We start from the raw sequence: 14,701 nt of genomic DNA on the forward strand, positions 1-14,701 counted from the left end.
CATCGATCAGGCCAGCCCCAATATGTACGAGATCAGCACTAACGATTGCAGCCTTGTCGCCGGCGGACGCCAGTTCACCCAGATCACACATGGCATGACGAAATACGACATCGACGATGTGCTCTGGACTTCGACGACTTATGATGAAGAAATTCTTGGGGGCCCATTAACCTGGACAAAGAGGTTGGAAAGTGACCACGCTCGTTTCCGCCTCGAGTATAATTGCGACCAAACCATCTGCTCATGGACCCTTTCCGGGATGCATTTTCCGAGCGAAGACGAGTTTTCATATGAAGGTAAGGAAGCGAAAATTTTGCGCGACATCGGCACCTTCGAGGGAAACCGAAAATTTCAGGAGATCATCGATCATATTTGGGATGGCGCAACTTGGCACGTGCCCTCTCCGCCGTTGAACCGAAATTACTACTGCAACGGCGAGCTGGTCAGAATGCCGGCCTCGGGAATATCAGAAGGCTGGAACATCCGCGCCTATCCACCCTGCTGAGAGCAGATGTTTCGCCCGCCCAAGCGAGCAACTCGGGCAGCTGCCATCGCCGTCGCGCGGCAACATACTCATTGATCGGGTGGGTCGAATTTGATCTATGAATCCCATTGGGCTTTAGACGCGTTCAAACGTTCAATTTCCAAGATCTACGATACCTATAGGTTACAAGTGGTATTTTTGTTCTGACGTTTACTTACTTGTGGGCTGCGCGGGAGAGCAAACGTCGGAATAAGATCACTGGGTGCGCCACCAAGCAGTGCGCCGCATGCCACCACGCCGATCGACAGCAGCACCCCAGCAAACAGTCTCGACTTCCCACGCAGCTGATGGCATCCTGTAAGCAAGTATCAGTTTATGGATTATACGTCGAATACTTCAATTGTATGTCATGAGATCCATCTTCCGATGATCATTGTTTATGGATTAGGGGACTACGTGAGTGTCAATACCGCCTTCGGCCATGCCGCCGTAGCGCTCACGGGGCTTGGGCCGAAGTCGATCTACATCTCCTGGATTCGGAGGGGCAAATCGCCGGCCCTGCAGCGCTACAAGCGGGGCATTTTCGGTGACCCGGTCTATCGTGTGCGCATCCCCACCGACGAGGACAACCGGCCATTCCGTATCGGCGTCAGCGAGACCGCCGCCTATGAATGGTTCACCCGTGCGCTGGTGGATGAGGCGGCCGCGAAAGTAGCGATTGGCGCTTTCACGCCGAGCAGGGATTTCCCCCTCCCCTATGGCCCGGTCTACGACAACTACAGCTGCGTCGACATCGTCAAGCGGATCCTCACCGCAAGCGGGGCCTATCGCCTTCTGAAGATCCGCTCGCCGACTTTGACCGTCAAGGGCCTCTGCTGCGATGCGCTTGCCATTCGCAACGCCGCCCTCACCGTCAGCGGCAATTCCAACCAGGAGTGGTCTCCAGGCCAGCCCGCCGACTTCTTCGCGGACGACCCATACCGCGAGCGAAATCGCAATCCGTGGTTCGGCAACCTCTCCATCAACCGTCGGACGGCCGCGAGACTAGCCGCCATGGATTCGTGAGGCGCACACCGCGCGCCGCGCGCGCCTCCCTGGCGACACAGCGCTCGCCGTGATGGCGGGAGACGGGAAGACAGATGTCATTGGGGCGTGCCCGCTGCCACCTCGTCCGTAGCTTTGTCGCCGCCGTCGCCGCCATCCCGAGCTTCTTCCTCGAAACCCGTCGTGACGGCAGACATAGCGTCCCGCTCCGAGAGCACGAGGAGGCGCCGCATGGCATCTCGCGCCGCGCTGCCCTTGCGGGCAAGGATGGCCTCGGCAACCGCTGCGTGGAGCGGGACGAGGTGGTCGAGATTCCCCGCCCTGCGCGAGGCACGGAACGAGAGGGACAGGGATGCCTCGATCGCCGGCGCGAGCGCGGCTAGAAAGGGATTATGCGAGGCGACGAGAACGGCCCTGTGGAAGGCGAGATCGGCCTCGACCGAGGAGGAGGATTGCGCCTCCGCGGCGGCCATGGCGGCCATTGCCGCCGCGATTTCGGCATGGCTGTGTGCATCGCCGCGCTCGGCCGCGAGCCCGGCGGCCTCCGGCTCGATCATGCCCCGCAATTCGAAGAGCCCACGCACGAAGGCTGCGCTGAGCCCACCCTCGCTGTGCCAGCTGAGCACATCGGCATCGAGAAGGTTCCAGTCGACGAGCGCCCGCACCACCGTGCCGCGCCGCGGCGCCGAATGCACGAGCCCCTTGCCGGCGAGCAGCTTGATGGCTTCGCGTAGCGAAGAACGCGAGACCGTCAATTCGCGCGATAGCGCCTCTTCGGGAGGAAGCGCCCGGCCCGGCTGCCATTCGCCCCCGACGATGCGCCGCCCGATGGTCACGGCTGCTTCCGCATGGCGATAACGCGGCGCACGGCCGGAGTGAGAATTCGGCCGCTTCTGCACCCCTACCCCCTTCACGGACCTGTCTCCCCAACCGCGACACAGAGCATCGACCGAGAGCCCTGAGCGGCCGGCGGACTCCGCGATCATGTCCGGCCGACGGCGAACTAAACGTCCGACAAATCCCATCGCGCTGTCAACCGACTTACAGTGAAAGGTCACCGCGCCCAAGGGTTTCATCGGCCGTGAGGCGGCGTTTGGGTAAGGTCGGGTCTGCATAAAAAAGCGGCTGCAACTCTTCGGAGATGCCCTATATCTGCCCTCGTCATGAGCCCGTCAGATCCGCCTGTGTCGCCCACCGTCTCCGTCCCTGCCCGCAATGCTCCCCTCGTCGGCATTGGGCTGATGGTGCTCGGCATTTTTGCCTATTCGGTCAATGACGTGATGGGCAAATGGCTGGTATCGACCTATTCGGTGCCGCAAATTCTGCTGATCCGCAGCATCTTTGCCCTCGCGATCCTCGCGCCCTTCATCTGGCGGGAGGGACGGACGGCTTTCATGACAATGCCGCGTCCGGGACTGCAGCTGTTGCGCGGCGCCGCGGTCGTCTTCGAAGTCACCTGCTTCTACTGGTCGGTGGCCTATCTGCCGCTCGCCGACGTGATGACCTATTACCTTGCAGGCCCGATCTATGTGACGGCGCTCTCGCCCTTTCTGCTAGGAGAGCGGGTCGGCTGGCGACGCTGGACGGCGGTGATCGTCGGCTTCGTCGGCGTGCTCATCGCGCTCAGGCCCTCCGCCGGCACGCTCAGCCTGCCGGCGGTCGCCGCCTTCGCCGGCAGCCTCTCCTTTGCGCTTCTGATGATCATCACGCGCAAGCTGCGGGGTACCTCCGAGACGGTGCTCATCACCATGCAAGTTGTCGCGCCACTCATCTTCGGCCTGATCGTGGCGCCGCTCGGCTGGTTGCAGCCGTCGCGCCTCGATTTCGTTCTGCTCGGCCTGCTTGGGGTCGTGTCGATGTCGGCCGGCTTCTGCGTCAACCGCGCCTTGAAGCTTGCGCCGGCTTCGGTCGTCGTTCCCTACCAATATACGATGATCGTCTGGGCGGTCATCTTCGGCTATGTCTTCTTCGCCGATATCCCGCGACCGGAAACGCTGATCGGTGCAGCCATCATCGTCGCCGCCGGGCTCTTCATCTTCCTGCGCGAGCAAGCGGCTGCCCGGCAGAGGCCCGCCGAATGAGGCTCAGCTCGGCATCCCCTAAAGCGTGACGCCGAGCTTGGCCGTCCAGTCGAGGCCGGCGTCCGTATCTCCACGCGGCTTATATTCGCAACCGATCCAGCCTTCGTAGCCCAGCTGGTCGAGAGCGGCGAAGATCGCGGGAAAGTTGATTTCGCCCTCGTCCGGCTCAGCGCGGCTCGGCACAGCGGCGATCTGGACATGGCCGATGAGCGGCAGGTAGCGCTCCATCCGCCTGAGTACGTCGCCCTCGCTGACGCCGACGTGATAGACGTCGAACATGATCTTGACGTTCGAGGCCCCGACGCGCGCGATCATCTCGGCGCCGCGGGCGATGGTGGAATAGAAATAGCCCGGCTTGTCGCGCTGGTTGATCGGCTCGAGCAGGATCGTCAGGCCATGGCTCGCCGCCTTCTCCGCGGCAAACTGGAGATTGTCCGCAAAGACGCCCGTGGCCTCCGCCATCCGCTCCGGCGGCACGACGCCGGCCATGGCATGGATGGCGCTGGCGCCCGATGCCCGGCAATAGGCGATCGCCTGATCGACCGCCGCCTGGAAGGCCTCTTCCCGGCCGGGCACCGCGCCGAGCCCGAATTCGCTGCGCGCCGCATCCCCCGTCACCGTGTTGATGCCGAGCAGTGTGAGGCCGCGCGCGACGCAGGCCGCCTTCACTTCCTGCGCCGGCACATCATAGGGCCAGTGCAGCTCGATCGCCTTGAAACCCGCGCGGTGCGCAGCATCGATGCGGTGGAGAAGCGGACGGTCCGGCCAGAGAAAGCCGAGATTGGCAGCAAAGCGGGGCATGGCGGAGCTCCTCGATCACCACGTCTCAGGGAGAGGTCAATTCGATCCTATTGAGATTCAGAGCTGACCGCCGAGTTCGTCCTCGATATGCACGCGGATGATCTCGTCGAAGGAGCTCTCGGCCTTGAAGCCGAGTGCCGCCGCGCGGCGCGCATCGAAGGCCGTCGGCCAGCCTGCGACGATCTTCACGATGACCGGGTCGGGCTCGCGCCGGATGAGCTTCACCGCCTTCTCGCCGGCGACGCGCCTCAGCGCCTCGATCTGCTCGCCGACGGTGGCGGCGAGGCCCGGCATCGTGACACTGCGTCGCCAGCCGAGGGCGCCGAGATCCATGGTGGCCGCATGCACCAGGAAGCCGACCGCCGCGCGGGGGCTCGCATGCCAATGCCGAACGTCCTCCGACACCGGCAGCACCGCCTCCTGGCCGACGAGCGGCTCGCGGAGGATATTGGAGAAGAAGCCGGAGGCCGCCTTGTTGGGCTTGCCCGGCCGGATGCAGATAGTCGGCAGGCGGATGCCGATGCCGTCGAAGAAGCCGCGACGCGAATAGTCGGACAGCAGCAACTCGCCAATGGCCTTTTGCGTGCCGTAGCTCGTGAGCGGTGTCGTGAAGAACTCGTCCGGAATGACCTCCGGAAAGGGCGCGCCGAAGACGGCGATGGAGGAGGTGAAGACCACCCGCGGGAAATAGGCGCCGTTCTCGCTCGCCGCGCGGATCGCGTCGAACAGATACCGCGTCCCGTCGAGATTGATGCGATAGCCCTTGTCGAAATCGGCTTCCGCCTCGCCCGAGACGATGGCGGCGAGATGGAAGATCACATCCGGACGGGATGCGACGAGTGTGGCTGCGACCTCGGGCTCCGCGATGTCGACGGCGCGGCGCTCGAGCTCTCCGGAGAAGCCTTGCGGCGCCTCGGGCTCGATCACGTCGACCAGCGACAGGGCGGAGATGGCTTTACCGCCGAGATGGCCGTCGGCCACCAGGCGCGCAGTGAGCTTGCGACCAACCATGCCGGCGGCGCCGATAATAAGAATACGCATGGAAACGTGCCCGTCCTCGTTGTCTCGTCCCATCTCCCACGCGGTGGGCATTAATGCCCACCGCAGCATCTGTCATGAATGCGCGCGATGCGAGCCCGAGGCAAGCCCCAGGCGATGCACGGCGCGCCGGGCACGCTTGCCCGGAAGGCGGATCAGGCGCTGGCGGCCCGCTGCAGGCGCAGGAGCGCACGGTCGAGCGCGGCGAGAAATTCCGAACGGTCGCGCGCCGAAAAAGGCTTCGGTCCGCCGGTCACCGCACCGGCGGAGCGGAGATCGGCCATCAGATTGCGCGTGGCGAGCGCCATGCCGATCGAATCCTCCGTGAAAGCCCGCCCATTCGGTCCGAGAACCGTCGCACCCACCTTCACGCAGCGGCTGGCGAGCGGCACGTCGGCCGTGACGACCACCGTCGTCGGGCCGGCGCGTGCGGCGATCCAATCGTCGGCAGCGTCGGGCCCGGAGCCGACGATCACCCGCTCGATCCAGGGCTCGCGCGGCACGGCGATGCCGCTGTTGGCGACCACGAAAACCTTGGCCTGGCGACGCTGCGCGACCCGATAGGTCTCGTCCTTGACAGGACAGGCGTCGGCGTCGAGAAGGATGGAAATCGACAGCGGCAGGGTCATCCTGCAGTGGATAAGCCGCTGCCCGACGGGCCGCAAGACCGCCCAACGAGAAAGGCTGCCCTTGCGGACAGCCTTTCCATTGTCAGACCGCGGTCTGATCGAATGAGCAGTCGTCGCTTACGCGACGCACACTCCGACAGAGGTCAGAATCCAGCTCACCGAAACCTTTGACCGCTGGTGAAGACAATGAGACATGGATCACCTCCTTTCTAATGTTGCCGACATCGACAGTAGGCAGTGAGTCTCGGCTTTCGACAAGCCCTATTGTGCAGTGCATCGACAATCGACCAGATCAGGCTCGTTCGGCACGCGGGTGATGTGGCGTCCCTCGATCTGGAACCAGGCACTGCAGGGCTTATGGAGAGCCGGCGTGCGGCGTTTGCAATTTCCATTGAAGCCCGCCGCCTGATCCCTTATCGTCGAATAGCTTAGCTGACGTTTGAAAGAAGAACCGTGATACGAATCGCCGCTGCTGCTGGTTTGATGATCGTCCTGCTTGCCGGCTGCCAATCGCCGCAGCAGTCCATGGACGATGCCGAATTCACCTGCGAGGCGTCGGGCCTGCGCCCCGGCACCCGCGCCTTCGAGCGCTGCGCAAGCGTCAATTATTCCTATAACCGGCAGCGGTCGCAGGACACGGCCAATGCGGTGGCGATCGGCGCGGCAGCCGGCGCGATCGGCGGTGCGGTGGTCGGAGCGGCATCGACGCCGCGCTATTATTACCGGCCTTATCGGCGCTGCAACCGGTGGCGGTGCTGGTAGCCCCGGGCAGCACTCGACCGGCCGGCGATCGCCTTGACCGGCACCGGCAGCCATGGCACTCAGTCCGCTCGATCGAGGCATCACGCCTTTGCACGGCTCGTTTCTGCGCCGCTGCTCCGCGGCACATGAAAGCCGGATCGGCGAAGGCCTCGATTCTATCGGCCAGGGCCCGTAGCTCAATGGTTAGAGCCGGCCGCTCATAACGGTCTGGTTGCAGGTTCAAGTCCTGCCGGGCCCACCAATGTTTTCCCAGGTTTTGGGTGACCACCGGAGTCACCCCACCGATATCCCCACAGAAACTTTTCAACGCCGCGGCGCAGGCTGCTCTCAGGAGCGGACCACACGCCGCGCTCGGCGACCGAGCCACCCCGGCCGGCTGCATCATGGCGGCAACTGGGAAAGGGACGCGCCGTGGCGCAAAAAGGCCGGCCGTGCGGCAGGGGGTGGGGAGTGATGGGATGGGTCGCTAGAAACGAGAAGTACATGGCGTGCGCCGGTTCGACGTCTTCTGGCTGCGCGTCGCCCGCCATGACGATGAAGGCTTTCCTGGGAGCTTCATGGGGCGGTCAGCCCTGATGTATTCGACAGACTTTGATCTGCCGGCTGGGTGCGGCAGGAGACAACCGACGACGGTCGTGTTCACCCCCATTGCGACCGATGCTGCAGAAAAGCACGGCCAGCGCCGATTAGGAGGCGCACTCCAAGGACGAAGGAGAGGGCCGGCCCCCGACGATCGAAACGACTTTGCGGACACCTGTGGGAAGCACTGTCGACGCTCCGCGGGGCTTCGCTATGGAGCCGGCAGCGGTCGTCAAACCACGCCTACGGCATAGCCTCGGCATCAACCCGCTCAGCATCGTGCTGATGCGGTAGAGATCGGCAAGCGGGCGTTGAGCAATCGCCTGCCGTCACTGTTTTCGGAACACGCGCAGCTGATGCCCGTAGACGAGGCGCGGAATGTATTCCGTATGCTCCAGGTGGAGGCCTGACTGCGCCGCCCAGGCCTCGACCTCGCCCTGGCGCACCTGCCGGACGAGTTCGTGCGAGAAGACGAGGTCATCCAAGCTATGGGCGAAGCGCCGCCAAAGCGGGCGATCGGTCATATCCTTGTAGATGAAGACGCCGCCAGGCGCTGTCCTGCGTGCGGCTGCAGCGATCGCCTGCGCCCGGTCCGCCGGCGGAATGTGATGGAGCACGTCGACCATGGCCACGACGTCGAACGGACCTTCCGGTGCGCTGCCGACGTCCTTGATCGGGGCGAAGTCCAACCGGTCGGCCGCTCCGATACGCGCCGCGGCGGCTCGCGCCGCGGCGAGCGGGGCAGGCGACACATCGCAGCCGGTGCCATGACGCAACCGGCCGATCGCGGCGAGGACCGCCAGAAAGGTGCCGGTGCCACAGCCGAAATCGAGCACGGTGGCGCCTTGTGGAACGAAACTCACCAGCTTGTCGTAAGGGCACACGTAGGGGCGCGCTGCGATGAGCATGCGCAGGGGCCGCGGTGCATCGTCGTAGAGATCGAAGAAGAAGCCGCTCAAGGTCTTTGGCGTCAACGCATCGCTGGAGGAAGGCATGCGCACTCGTCGTCTCCCGAACAATGGTCTTGGAGGTGGAAAGCTAGATCAAAGTGATTGCCACGGCCGCCGCCAGAAAGGCCGCAAGTCCCGTGAAAAGAACAACATTGGTGTCCAACACGATCGACAGCGCGCCAATTTTCAAGCGCAGCGGCTCTTCCCCTTCCTCGTCGCGAAGCGCGCCGCCGAAGGCCGACTGGGCGAGCGTCGTCACGTAAAAAGCGCCGAGGATAATTCCTCCGATCACCGCCGCGAGATAGAAGCGCGCCAAGAGCATCGACCCCGGCCACCAGATCAAGGCCAAACCGAGCAGGACGCTGGCGGCGTTGGTGACGGCTTGCCAGACCACGTGGAATCGCGCATGCGGGCGCCAGCGTGGATTTCTCGCATGCGTCTCTCCAAGATCGGCTCGAAGCGTCAGGATGGCATATCCTGCGAGCGCGATGGTGAGCAACAGGCGTGCCATGATATGGGGTTCGCCGCTCGGTCCCAAACATCACCTCCCTCGACTTCATCGCCAGCTTATTCCCGCGCGAAGGACCTCTCCAACATATCGACGGGCCATTGCATTTATAGGCTTGCAGATCGCAATTCGGTGAAGAACAATGCCGGCGCAAGTGGAAAAGGATGTGAATTGTGACCGCCGTTGAACCGTCTGCGCCTGGTTATATTGCGCGCCGCAGGCGGGGTTTTCGCCTGACACGCACTGACAAAGCCATCGCCACAGTGCTGTTCATCGGCCTCGTTGCTCTACTTCTAACCCCGTTAACCTTTTTCGCCATACGGCCCGGTGAGGTCGGTGTTCTCTACCATCTGTTCGGCGGCGGTACCGAAACGACCTTCGTCTATAACGAAGGCATCGGGGTCAAATGGCCCTGGAACACGATTTACCGATATGAGGTACGCACCCAGGCCCGCGACGAGACGATCAACGGATTGGCCGCCGACGGGCTGAGCGTCGCCTTCGAGGTCACCGTCCTCTACCATCCCATTCCCAGCAAAGCCGGCCTGCTGCACAGGGAGGTCGGCCCGGATTATGCCGAGCGCCTGGTACGCCCTGTCACCACCGAAGCCGTGCGTGACGTTATAGGCAAAAACGGCCCGCATGATCTTTATCGCAGGGATGTGACGACCCTGGAACAACAGATCCTCAGCCAGCTCAAGATCGCACCCGTCGGCCTCATCGACTATGAGGGCGTCATCATCAGGCGAATTACTTTGCCGGAGAACCTGAACCAAGCGATCACCCGCAAGCTGACGGAGGAGCAGAACGCGCAGGCCTACGACTTCCTCATCGTTCAGGCGGAGAAGGAGGCGGCACGCAAGCGCGTGGAAGCGATCGGGATCCAGACCTTCTATTCGATCGTTGCCAATGCCTTGTCGCCCCAGTTGCTGACTTGGCGCGGCATCGAGGCCACCGTGCAGATCGCGCGCTCACCCAACAGCAAAGTCGTGATCGTCGGCGGCAGCAAGGATCAAATGCCGCTTATCCTTGGTAGCGACATCGGCAACCAGCCGGCCCTGCCCTCTCCCGCCCCGGTGAACCCCAACAGCAATCTCCTGCCCAATTTCGACGAACTTCCGCGCATGTTCCCCGACATCTCTTCACAGCCGGCACCTTCCACTGCCAGCCAGTCGACCGGCCGGTCGACCAGCGAGAGCGCATCCGAGGGGACCCGCAGCGGCATTCAACCCGATGCCGCCCTCGGCACCGGCGACTCGCGCAAGTCCCCCAGCTCATCCTCCGGAAACACACAATGAGGAAGCCAGCTGGAGAAAAGTGTTGTATGACTAGGATACCTATGGCGCGTTCGATGGGCGAGACATGCCGCTTGTCCGCCGGCATCCCTGAAAACTGCAATGGAGGCACCCCATGAGCACTGTCGAAAGCATCGTACCTGAGTCTACGGTAACGGAAAGCCAGAGCATTCATGGGGTGAGCGACGAGAATACTGCCTCGGCAGAGCGCATCATTCAGGATCACGTTCTACTCGCCGTCGCCTCCGGCCTGGTCCCCGGACCGGGCCTCGATCTGGTCGCCGCCTTCACCGTTCAGCTGACCATGTTGAAGCGGCTGGCGACGCTCTACGATGTCCCCTTCCGGCAAGACGCCGCGAAGAGCACGGTAACGGCCTTGTTCGGCACCTTGGGCGGGGCCGGCGCGGCTGCGATCGCCGGCGCAAGTTTCCTGAAATTCATCCCCGTCGTCGGTACGGCCGTGGGCATAGCCGGAACGAGTGTCGCCTTCGGTGCTTTCACCTATGCGATCGGCAAGGTTTTCCTGCGGCATTTCGAGTCGGGGGGCACTTTCATCGATCTCAATCCGCGGGCCTACCGCGAATACTTTCGAGAGATGAACGTTCGCGGCCGGACGGTTGCAGCCGAGAAGCAGGAAGAAGCGAAGACGGCCGGTAAAAGCCGTCCGCGGCGCACTGCAGCACCGGCCGCTGCGGAGGCTTGAGCATGCTGGTGATACCGGCCGCCATTTACGTGCTTCTCTGCCTTTTGGTAGCGCATCGCGGCCGGCGCACTCCGCTTGGTTATCTCGGTGCCTTCCTTCTCAGCCTGTTCATTACGCCAGTCATCGTTTTCGTCGGGCTAATCCTGCTGACGCCACCGCCGGATGAGGTGGAAATCATCCACCGTCCGCCGCTTGCTCCGCGCTAGCGCCCCAGGAAAGAAAGCGACCTATCGATCACGCCACCATGGATGACCTCGATCCTCGGTTGGCGTGATCGCCCGCACACGGCCGATCACGCGCGGGTGAACGCCTCGGGCGATAGCCATTCGCGATGGGGCCGGTAGCGGCGATCGTGAGCGCTGGTCATTTGAGGCAGGGCCTGAGGGTGCCTTATGCACCCCGTCCCACGCGGACGATTCGGCCTTCTTCCATCCAGACGATCTTATCGGCCACATGAAAATATCGGTCATCGTGAGTGATCGCAATGACGGTTCGCCCCTCCGCCTTCAGCTGGGGCAGCAAGGTCTCGTAGTAATATTTCCGGAAGTCCGGGTCTTGATCGGCCGCCCACTCGTCAAAGATGCAGATGGGCCGGTTTTCCAGGCGCGCGACGATCATGGCCAAGCGCTTGCGTTGGCCTGACGAGAGATCGGTCGTGCTGAAGCGGCCCCCCTCGAAGGAGACCTTATCCTCCAGCCGCATCTCCTTCAGAAGGCGCTGCAACTGGTCCGGATCGACCTCCTCGATCCCGTAGAGCCGATCGAATAGGTGAAAGTCCGAGAAGATCACGGTGAAGAGGCCGCGATAGGCCTCCACATTGGCGGCAGACACCGGCCGGCCATCCCAACGCAAGACACCGCCGTCCGGTTCGTAAAGTGCGGTCAGCAGCTTTATGAAGGTCGACTTTCCACTGCCGTTTCCACCCACGATAAAAACGGTCTCGCCAGCCGCGAGGTCGAAGTCGCAAGGCCCGATGGCAAACCCAGGCCCGCCCGCCGGATCGACATAGCTATAGGTCAATGCCCGGGCATTCAAACCTTCGGCGAGACGGGCTTCCCTCTGCGCGCCACTGTCCGGAAGAGCACCACGCGCCGTCGCCAGGTCCTGATCCAGCCGCTCGAGATTTTCAACCGCGACATTGGCTCGTGCCACCATGGGCAGGGTCCTGATGATACTGCCGATCGCCCCGCTGGAGAATACGATGACCAGCGTGATCTTGCCCGGTATCGACGTGTCGCTGAGATAATGCGGGATGGCGAAGACGATCGCGCCCATCAGTGCATAGAAGAATACGTCGCTCAGCGTCTGTCCGCGATTGAAGCCGCGGCCTGAGGCCACCTTCAGTTTCTCCACCGAGTGGGAACGCGGAACGATATGATTGACGAACAGATCCTCGCCACGGCCCGTGTTGAGCTTGACCTCGCGAAAGCCGGCGAGCAAATGGTCGAGGCTCACACGAAAAGCGCTCTCGCTCGCCGTGGCCTCCTTCCAGAGCTCTTCCGCATCGACGTAACTGCGGCGATAGAAGTAGGTGGCCGCGCCCAAGAATATGAGCGTCACCGCGAAGGCCAGAATGGACAGGTAGCCTATGTAGAGGGCAGAGGCGACCAGCTGCATGACGAAAAAGATGAGCGCAACCACCGCAGGGGCCGTCTCGTCGATCGTCTGCAAATCACGCCCGACGGCCTCGTTGATACGCGTCGAGCCAATTCGCTCGAAGGAGGTCAGATTGAGACCGCGCACCTGTTGCGCGATCGCGAGCCGCTTGCGGTCGAGGAAGCCCGACACCAACATGGTCATGGCGTTGAGCGCGCGGTTCATCGTGAACAAAACCGTCGCGCACCCCAGGGTAAAGAAGCCCAGCGCGACGATATGCAGATTTTGGGCGCTGTCGTTATTGGAAACGGTGGTCACGAGGGCGATGACCACTGCCATGACGATGCCCGGCAGAATCGAGATCAGCAGCAGCTTGAGGCGGTCGTCACCTGCTTCCGCGAACAGCAGTTTGATGAATTTCATGGGTTAGGCGCGTCGTCTGGTCTTGGGCCGCCGCTCTCGATGAGGCTCTTGGGGCGCATGTCCGTCCAGTGGGCCTCGACATAGTCGACGCAAGCCTTGCGGCTGTCCTCGCCGAAGACCACGCTCCATCCAGCCGGCATCGCAGCGAAGCTCGGCCATAACGAATGTTGCCCCTCCTCGTTCACGAGAACGAAGAAGCTGGCATTTTCATCGTCGAAGGGATTCGTCATGCGTTATGCCACCTCATGCCGACAAAGATATCGTGCAACGCCTCATCCTTGATCTCGAGACCAGGCGGGATTGACCCAGCCGGTTTCATCGTAATCGGCGAGGCAACGGTCAACCAGCTCGGTCATCTGTGCGAGGGATCCGTCCGCACGAGCCATCGTCTGAAGGCCGAGCTTGATCTCCTCGTGGTTGCCCGCGTAGTTGCGCTCATAGAGTTCGTGGCGCCCGGCGAACTCGCTGCCGACGGCATCCCACAAGAGCTTCATGATCTTGATTCTCTCCCTGTAGCCTATGCCATTGGAGCCGCGCACGAAGCGGGAGAGATGACGGTCGATCTCGGGATTGTCGAAATCGCGCGACGATGACGGCAAATAGATCAGCGCGGACGCAACGATTTTGTGGATGATTTCCTTGATGCGGCCGTAAGCATCAGGCGCGAGCGCCCGATAAGCGAGGCCAGCCTGCAGATTAGGCAACATCGTCCCCTCGACCCACGGGTCGGGATTCGTCGCCATAGCGTTGGACAGCGACCAGAACAGGTGGCGATAGGCGATGACCTCGCCGAGCATCACCTGGTTGCCGCGAAACTCGTCGCCGCTGGTGACATGCAGCGCCTTCGACAGAAGCCCCGCGAGAAAATCGAGCTTCACCGCAAAACGCGTGCAGCCGTGGAAGCTCGTCCCCTGGAGAAAGCCGGAGGACGTGGGAAAATCAGCGGGAACGCCTTTTTCGCCGTGCACCAGGACGTTTTCCCAGGGAACGAACACCTGGTCGAGAACGAGAATGGCATCATTCTCGTCGAACCGGGACGACAACGGAAAGTCATAGGGCGTTCCGCTCGCCTTTGCTTGCTGCTCATAGGAATTGCGGCAGAACAGCTTCACCCCCGGCGCGTCCATCGCCGTGAAGAACATGACAGAAAGGCTTCGGTCGCTGGCCGCAACCGCACCATGATGATTGATGAAGGTATAGTGGGTGAAGGCGGCCGACGTCGCCACCACCTTGGCTCCCGATACGTAAAGCCCCGCGTCGGTCTCCCGCTCCACATGGACATAGACGTCGCGCGCCTCACTCGCGGGCTTGGCCCGGTCGACAGGCGGATTGGCCAATGCGTGATTCATGAACAGCACGGCATCCTGCGTGCGGCGATACCATCGGCGTGCATTGTCAGCGAAGGCGCCGTAGTAGCCCGCATTGGCGCCCAGGGTATTCATGATGGACGCCTTGTAGTCCGGTGTACGCCCCATCCAGCCATAGGTCAGGCGTGACCACGCCGCGATCGCCTGTTGCTGCCGGCACAGATCATCTGCGCTGCGCGCAACCCGGAAATAGCGTTGGGTTGGTCCGCCCGCCTCCGTATCACTCGCGCAGGTCAGCAGCTCTCCTGCCTCCGGCGCATGCAGCGCGTCGTAGAGCCGCGCAATGGAGCGGAGGGAATTGCTGAAGGCTGGATGTTCCGCCAGATTGCGGACCTGCTCGCCATAAATATAGACTTCACGCCCATCGTGCAGGCTATTCATATATTCAGCACCCGTGAATGGGCGCCGGACGCCAGTGATATGATCTTCGGGTTTGCTCAT

16 protein-coding genes and 1 tRNA gene are annotated in these 14,701 nt (G+C 62.5%); 8 read left to right on the forward strand and 9 right to left on the reverse strand.

Annotated features, from left to right (window positions below; translation table 11 throughout):
* The first annotated feature begins 22 nt into the window (after nucleotides 1-22).
* Together ACFQU1_RS06365 and ACFQU1_RS06370 are read left to right on the forward strand one after the other, a co-directional pair.
* Nucleotides 23-505, forward strand: a complete 483-nt coding sequence (locus ACFQU1_RS06365) for a hypothetical protein (RefSeq protein ID WP_378130459.1) — start codon at nucleotides 23-25, stop codon at nucleotides 503-505.
* 435 nt (nucleotides 506-940) lie between these two features.
* On the forward strand, nucleotides 941-1,549 hold the full coding sequence (locus ACFQU1_RS06370) for a hypothetical protein (RefSeq protein WP_378130460.1): 609 nt from the start codon (nucleotides 941-943) through the stop codon (nucleotides 1,547-1,549).
* Nucleotides 1,550-1,626: 77 nt separating this feature from the next.
* On the opposite strand, the gene ACFQU1_RS06375 is transcribed toward ACFQU1_RS06370, so the two are convergent.
* Nucleotides 1,627-2,442 carry a FadR/GntR family transcriptional regulator gene (locus ACFQU1_RS06375; RefSeq protein WP_378130461.1) on the reverse strand — a complete coding sequence of 272 codons (816 nt, stop codon included), beginning with the start codon at nucleotides 2,440-2,442 and terminating at the stop codon, nucleotides 1,627-1,629.
* 249 nt (nucleotides 2,443-2,691) lie between these two features.
* On the opposite strand from ACFQU1_RS06375, the gene ACFQU1_RS06380 reads away from it, so the two are divergent.
* Nucleotides 2,692-3,609, forward strand: a complete 918-nt coding sequence (locus ACFQU1_RS06380; protein WP_378130464.1) for a DMT family transporter — start codon at nucleotides 2,692-2,694, stop codon at nucleotides 3,607-3,609.
* Nucleotides 3,610-3,627: 18 nt separating this feature from the next.
* On the opposite strand, the gene ACFQU1_RS06385 is transcribed toward ACFQU1_RS06380, so the two are convergent.
* The 3 genes from ACFQU1_RS06385 to ACFQU1_RS06395 form a co-directional block, all read right to left on the reverse strand.
* Nucleotides 3,628-4,410, reverse strand: a complete 783-nt coding sequence (locus ACFQU1_RS06385; protein ID WP_378130466.1) for a hydroxypyruvate isomerase family protein — start codon at nucleotides 4,408-4,410, stop codon at nucleotides 3,628-3,630.
* Nucleotides 4,411-4,467: 57 nt separating this feature from the next.
* Nucleotides 4,468-5,451 carry a D-erythronate dehydrogenase gene (denD, locus tag ACFQU1_RS06390; protein ID WP_378130468.1) on the reverse strand — a complete coding sequence of 328 codons (984 nt, stop codon included), beginning with the start codon at nucleotides 5,449-5,451 and terminating at the stop codon, nucleotides 4,468-4,470.
* Nucleotides 5,452-5,603: 152 nt separating this feature from the next.
* Nucleotides 5,604-6,077 carry a YaiI/YqxD family protein gene (locus ACFQU1_RS06395; RefSeq protein WP_378130471.1) on the reverse strand — a complete coding sequence of 158 codons (474 nt, stop codon included), beginning with the start codon at nucleotides 6,075-6,077 and terminating at the stop codon, nucleotides 5,604-5,606.
* Between the two features lie 453 nt (nucleotides 6,078-6,530).
* Here ACFQU1_RS06395 and ACFQU1_RS06400 point away from each other — a divergent pair, with 453 nt between their 5' ends.
* A complete protein-coding gene (locus ACFQU1_RS06400) occupies nucleotides 6,531-6,839 on the forward strand; it encodes a hypothetical protein (RefSeq protein WP_378130473.1) in 309 nt (102 codons plus the stop codon).
* 165 nt (nucleotides 6,840-7,004) lie between these two features.
* A tRNA-Ile gene (locus tag ACFQU1_RS06405) sits at nucleotides 7,005-7,080 on the forward strand.
* Nucleotides 7,081-7,747: 667 nt separating this feature from the next.
* Here ACFQU1_RS06405 and ACFQU1_RS06410 read toward each other — a convergent pair.
* The gene (locus ACFQU1_RS06410; protein WP_378130475.1) at nucleotides 7,748-8,413 is read right to left on the reverse strand and encodes a class I SAM-dependent methyltransferase; all 666 of its coding nucleotides are present in this window, start codon (nucleotides 8,411-8,413) and stop codon (nucleotides 7,748-7,750) included.
* 43 nt (nucleotides 8,414-8,456) lie between these two features.
* A complete protein-coding gene (locus tag ACFQU1_RS06415; protein ID WP_378130477.1) occupies nucleotides 8,457-8,879 on the reverse strand; it encodes a hypothetical protein in 423 nt (140 codons plus the stop codon).
* A gap of 170 nt (nucleotides 8,880-9,049) precedes the next feature.
* On the opposite strand from ACFQU1_RS06415, the gene ACFQU1_RS06420 reads away from it, so the two are divergent.
* The 3 genes from ACFQU1_RS06420 to ACFQU1_RS06430 all read left to right on the forward strand — a co-directional run bounded on the left by ACFQU1_RS06420 (nucleotide 9,050) and on the right by ACFQU1_RS06430 (nucleotide 11,080).
* Nucleotides 9,050-10,174 (forward strand): prohibitin family protein, encoded by a 1,125-nt coding sequence (locus tag ACFQU1_RS06420; protein ID WP_378130479.1) that lies wholly within the window; start codon nucleotides 9,050-9,052, stop codon nucleotides 10,172-10,174.
* 112 nt (nucleotides 10,175-10,286) lie between these two features.
* Nucleotides 10,287-10,874, forward strand: coding sequence for a YcjF family protein (locus ACFQU1_RS06425; RefSeq protein ID WP_378130481.1), 588 nt, complete (start codon nucleotides 10,287-10,289; stop codon nucleotides 10,872-10,874).
* 2 nt (nucleotides 10,875-10,876) lie between these two features.
* Nucleotides 10,877-11,080 (forward strand): hypothetical protein, encoded by a 204-nt coding sequence (locus ACFQU1_RS06430; RefSeq protein WP_378130483.1) that lies wholly within the window; start codon nucleotides 10,877-10,879, stop codon nucleotides 11,078-11,080.
* 184 nt (nucleotides 11,081-11,264) lie between these two features.
* Here ACFQU1_RS06430 and ACFQU1_RS06435 read toward each other — a convergent pair whose 3' ends face one another.
* Genes ACFQU1_RS06435 through ACFQU1_RS06445 form a run of 3 tightly spaced genes read right to left on the reverse strand, consistent with a single transcriptional unit; the run spans nucleotide 11,265 to nucleotide 14,701 of the window.
* Entirely contained in the window at nucleotides 11,265-12,893 is a 1,629-nt protein-coding gene (locus ACFQU1_RS06435; protein WP_378130485.1) for a cyclic peptide export ABC transporter, read from the reverse strand.
* The gene (locus ACFQU1_RS06440) at nucleotides 12,890-13,123 is read right to left on the reverse strand and encodes an MbtH family protein (protein WP_378130487.1); all 234 of its coding nucleotides are present in this window, start codon (nucleotides 13,121-13,123) and stop codon (nucleotides 12,890-12,892) included. Before ACFQU1_RS06440 ends, ACFQU1_RS06435 begins: the two co-directional genes overlap by 4 nt.
* A gap of 42 nt (nucleotides 13,124-13,165) precedes the next feature.
* On the reverse strand, nucleotides 13,166-14,701 hold the full coding sequence (locus ACFQU1_RS06445; RefSeq protein ID WP_378130489.1) for a 4-hydroxyphenylacetate 3-hydroxylase N-terminal domain-containing protein: 1,536 nt from the start codon (nucleotides 14,699-14,701) through the stop codon (nucleotides 13,166-13,168).

The sequence above is a fragment of the Chelatococcus sp. GCM10030263 genome, assembly GCF_042666455.1.
Classification (GTDB): domain Bacteria; phylum Pseudomonadota; class Alphaproteobacteria; order Rhizobiales; family Beijerinckiaceae; genus Chelatococcus.

Bases quoted from the DNA above. Each gene is read 5' to 3' on its own strand.
- denD (WP_378130468.1), bottom strand. From the start codon at position 5,451: ATGCGTATTCTTATTATCGGCGCCGCCGGCATGGTTGGTCGCAAGCTC.
- ACFQU1_RS06430 (WP_378130483.1), top strand. From the start codon at position 10,877: ATGCTGGTGATACCGGCCGCCATTTACGTGCTTCTCTGCCTTTTGGTA.
- ACFQU1_RS06445 (WP_378130489.1), bottom strand. From the start codon at position 14,701: ATGAGCAAACCCGAAGATCATATCACTGGCGTCCGGCGCCCATTCACG.
- ACFQU1_RS06425 (WP_378130481.1), top strand. From the start codon at position 10,287: ATGAGCACTGTCGAAAGCATCGTACCTGAGTCTACGGTAACGGAAAGC.
- ACFQU1_RS06385 (WP_378130466.1), bottom strand. From the start codon at position 4,410: ATGCCCCGCTTTGCTGCCAATCTCGGCTTTCTCTGGCCGGACCGTCCG.
- ACFQU1_RS06380 (WP_378130464.1), top strand. From the start codon at position 2,692: ATGAGCCCGTCAGATCCGCCTGTGTCGCCCACCGTCTCCGTCCCTGCC.
- ACFQU1_RS06435 (WP_378130485.1), bottom strand. From the start codon at position 12,893: ATGAAATTCATCAAACTGCTGTTCGCGGAAGCAGGTGACGACCGCCTC.
- ACFQU1_RS06410 (WP_378130475.1), bottom strand. From the start codon at position 8,413: ATGCCTTCCTCCAGCGATGCGTTGACGCCAAAGACCTTGAGCGGCTTC.
- ACFQU1_RS06365 (WP_378130459.1), top strand. From the start codon at position 23: ATGTACGAGATCAGCACTAACGATTGCAGCCTTGTCGCCGGCGGACGC.
- ACFQU1_RS06395 (WP_378130471.1), bottom strand. From the start codon at position 6,077: ATGACCCTGCCGCTGTCGATTTCCATCCTTCTCGACGCCGACGCCTGT.
- ACFQU1_RS06415 (WP_378130477.1), bottom strand. From the start codon at position 8,879: ATGGCACGCCTGTTGCTCACCATCGCGCTCGCAGGATATGCCATCCTG.
- ACFQU1_RS06440 (WP_378130487.1), bottom strand. From the start codon at position 13,123: ATGACGAATCCCTTCGACGATGAAAATGCCAGCTTCTTCGTTCTCGTG.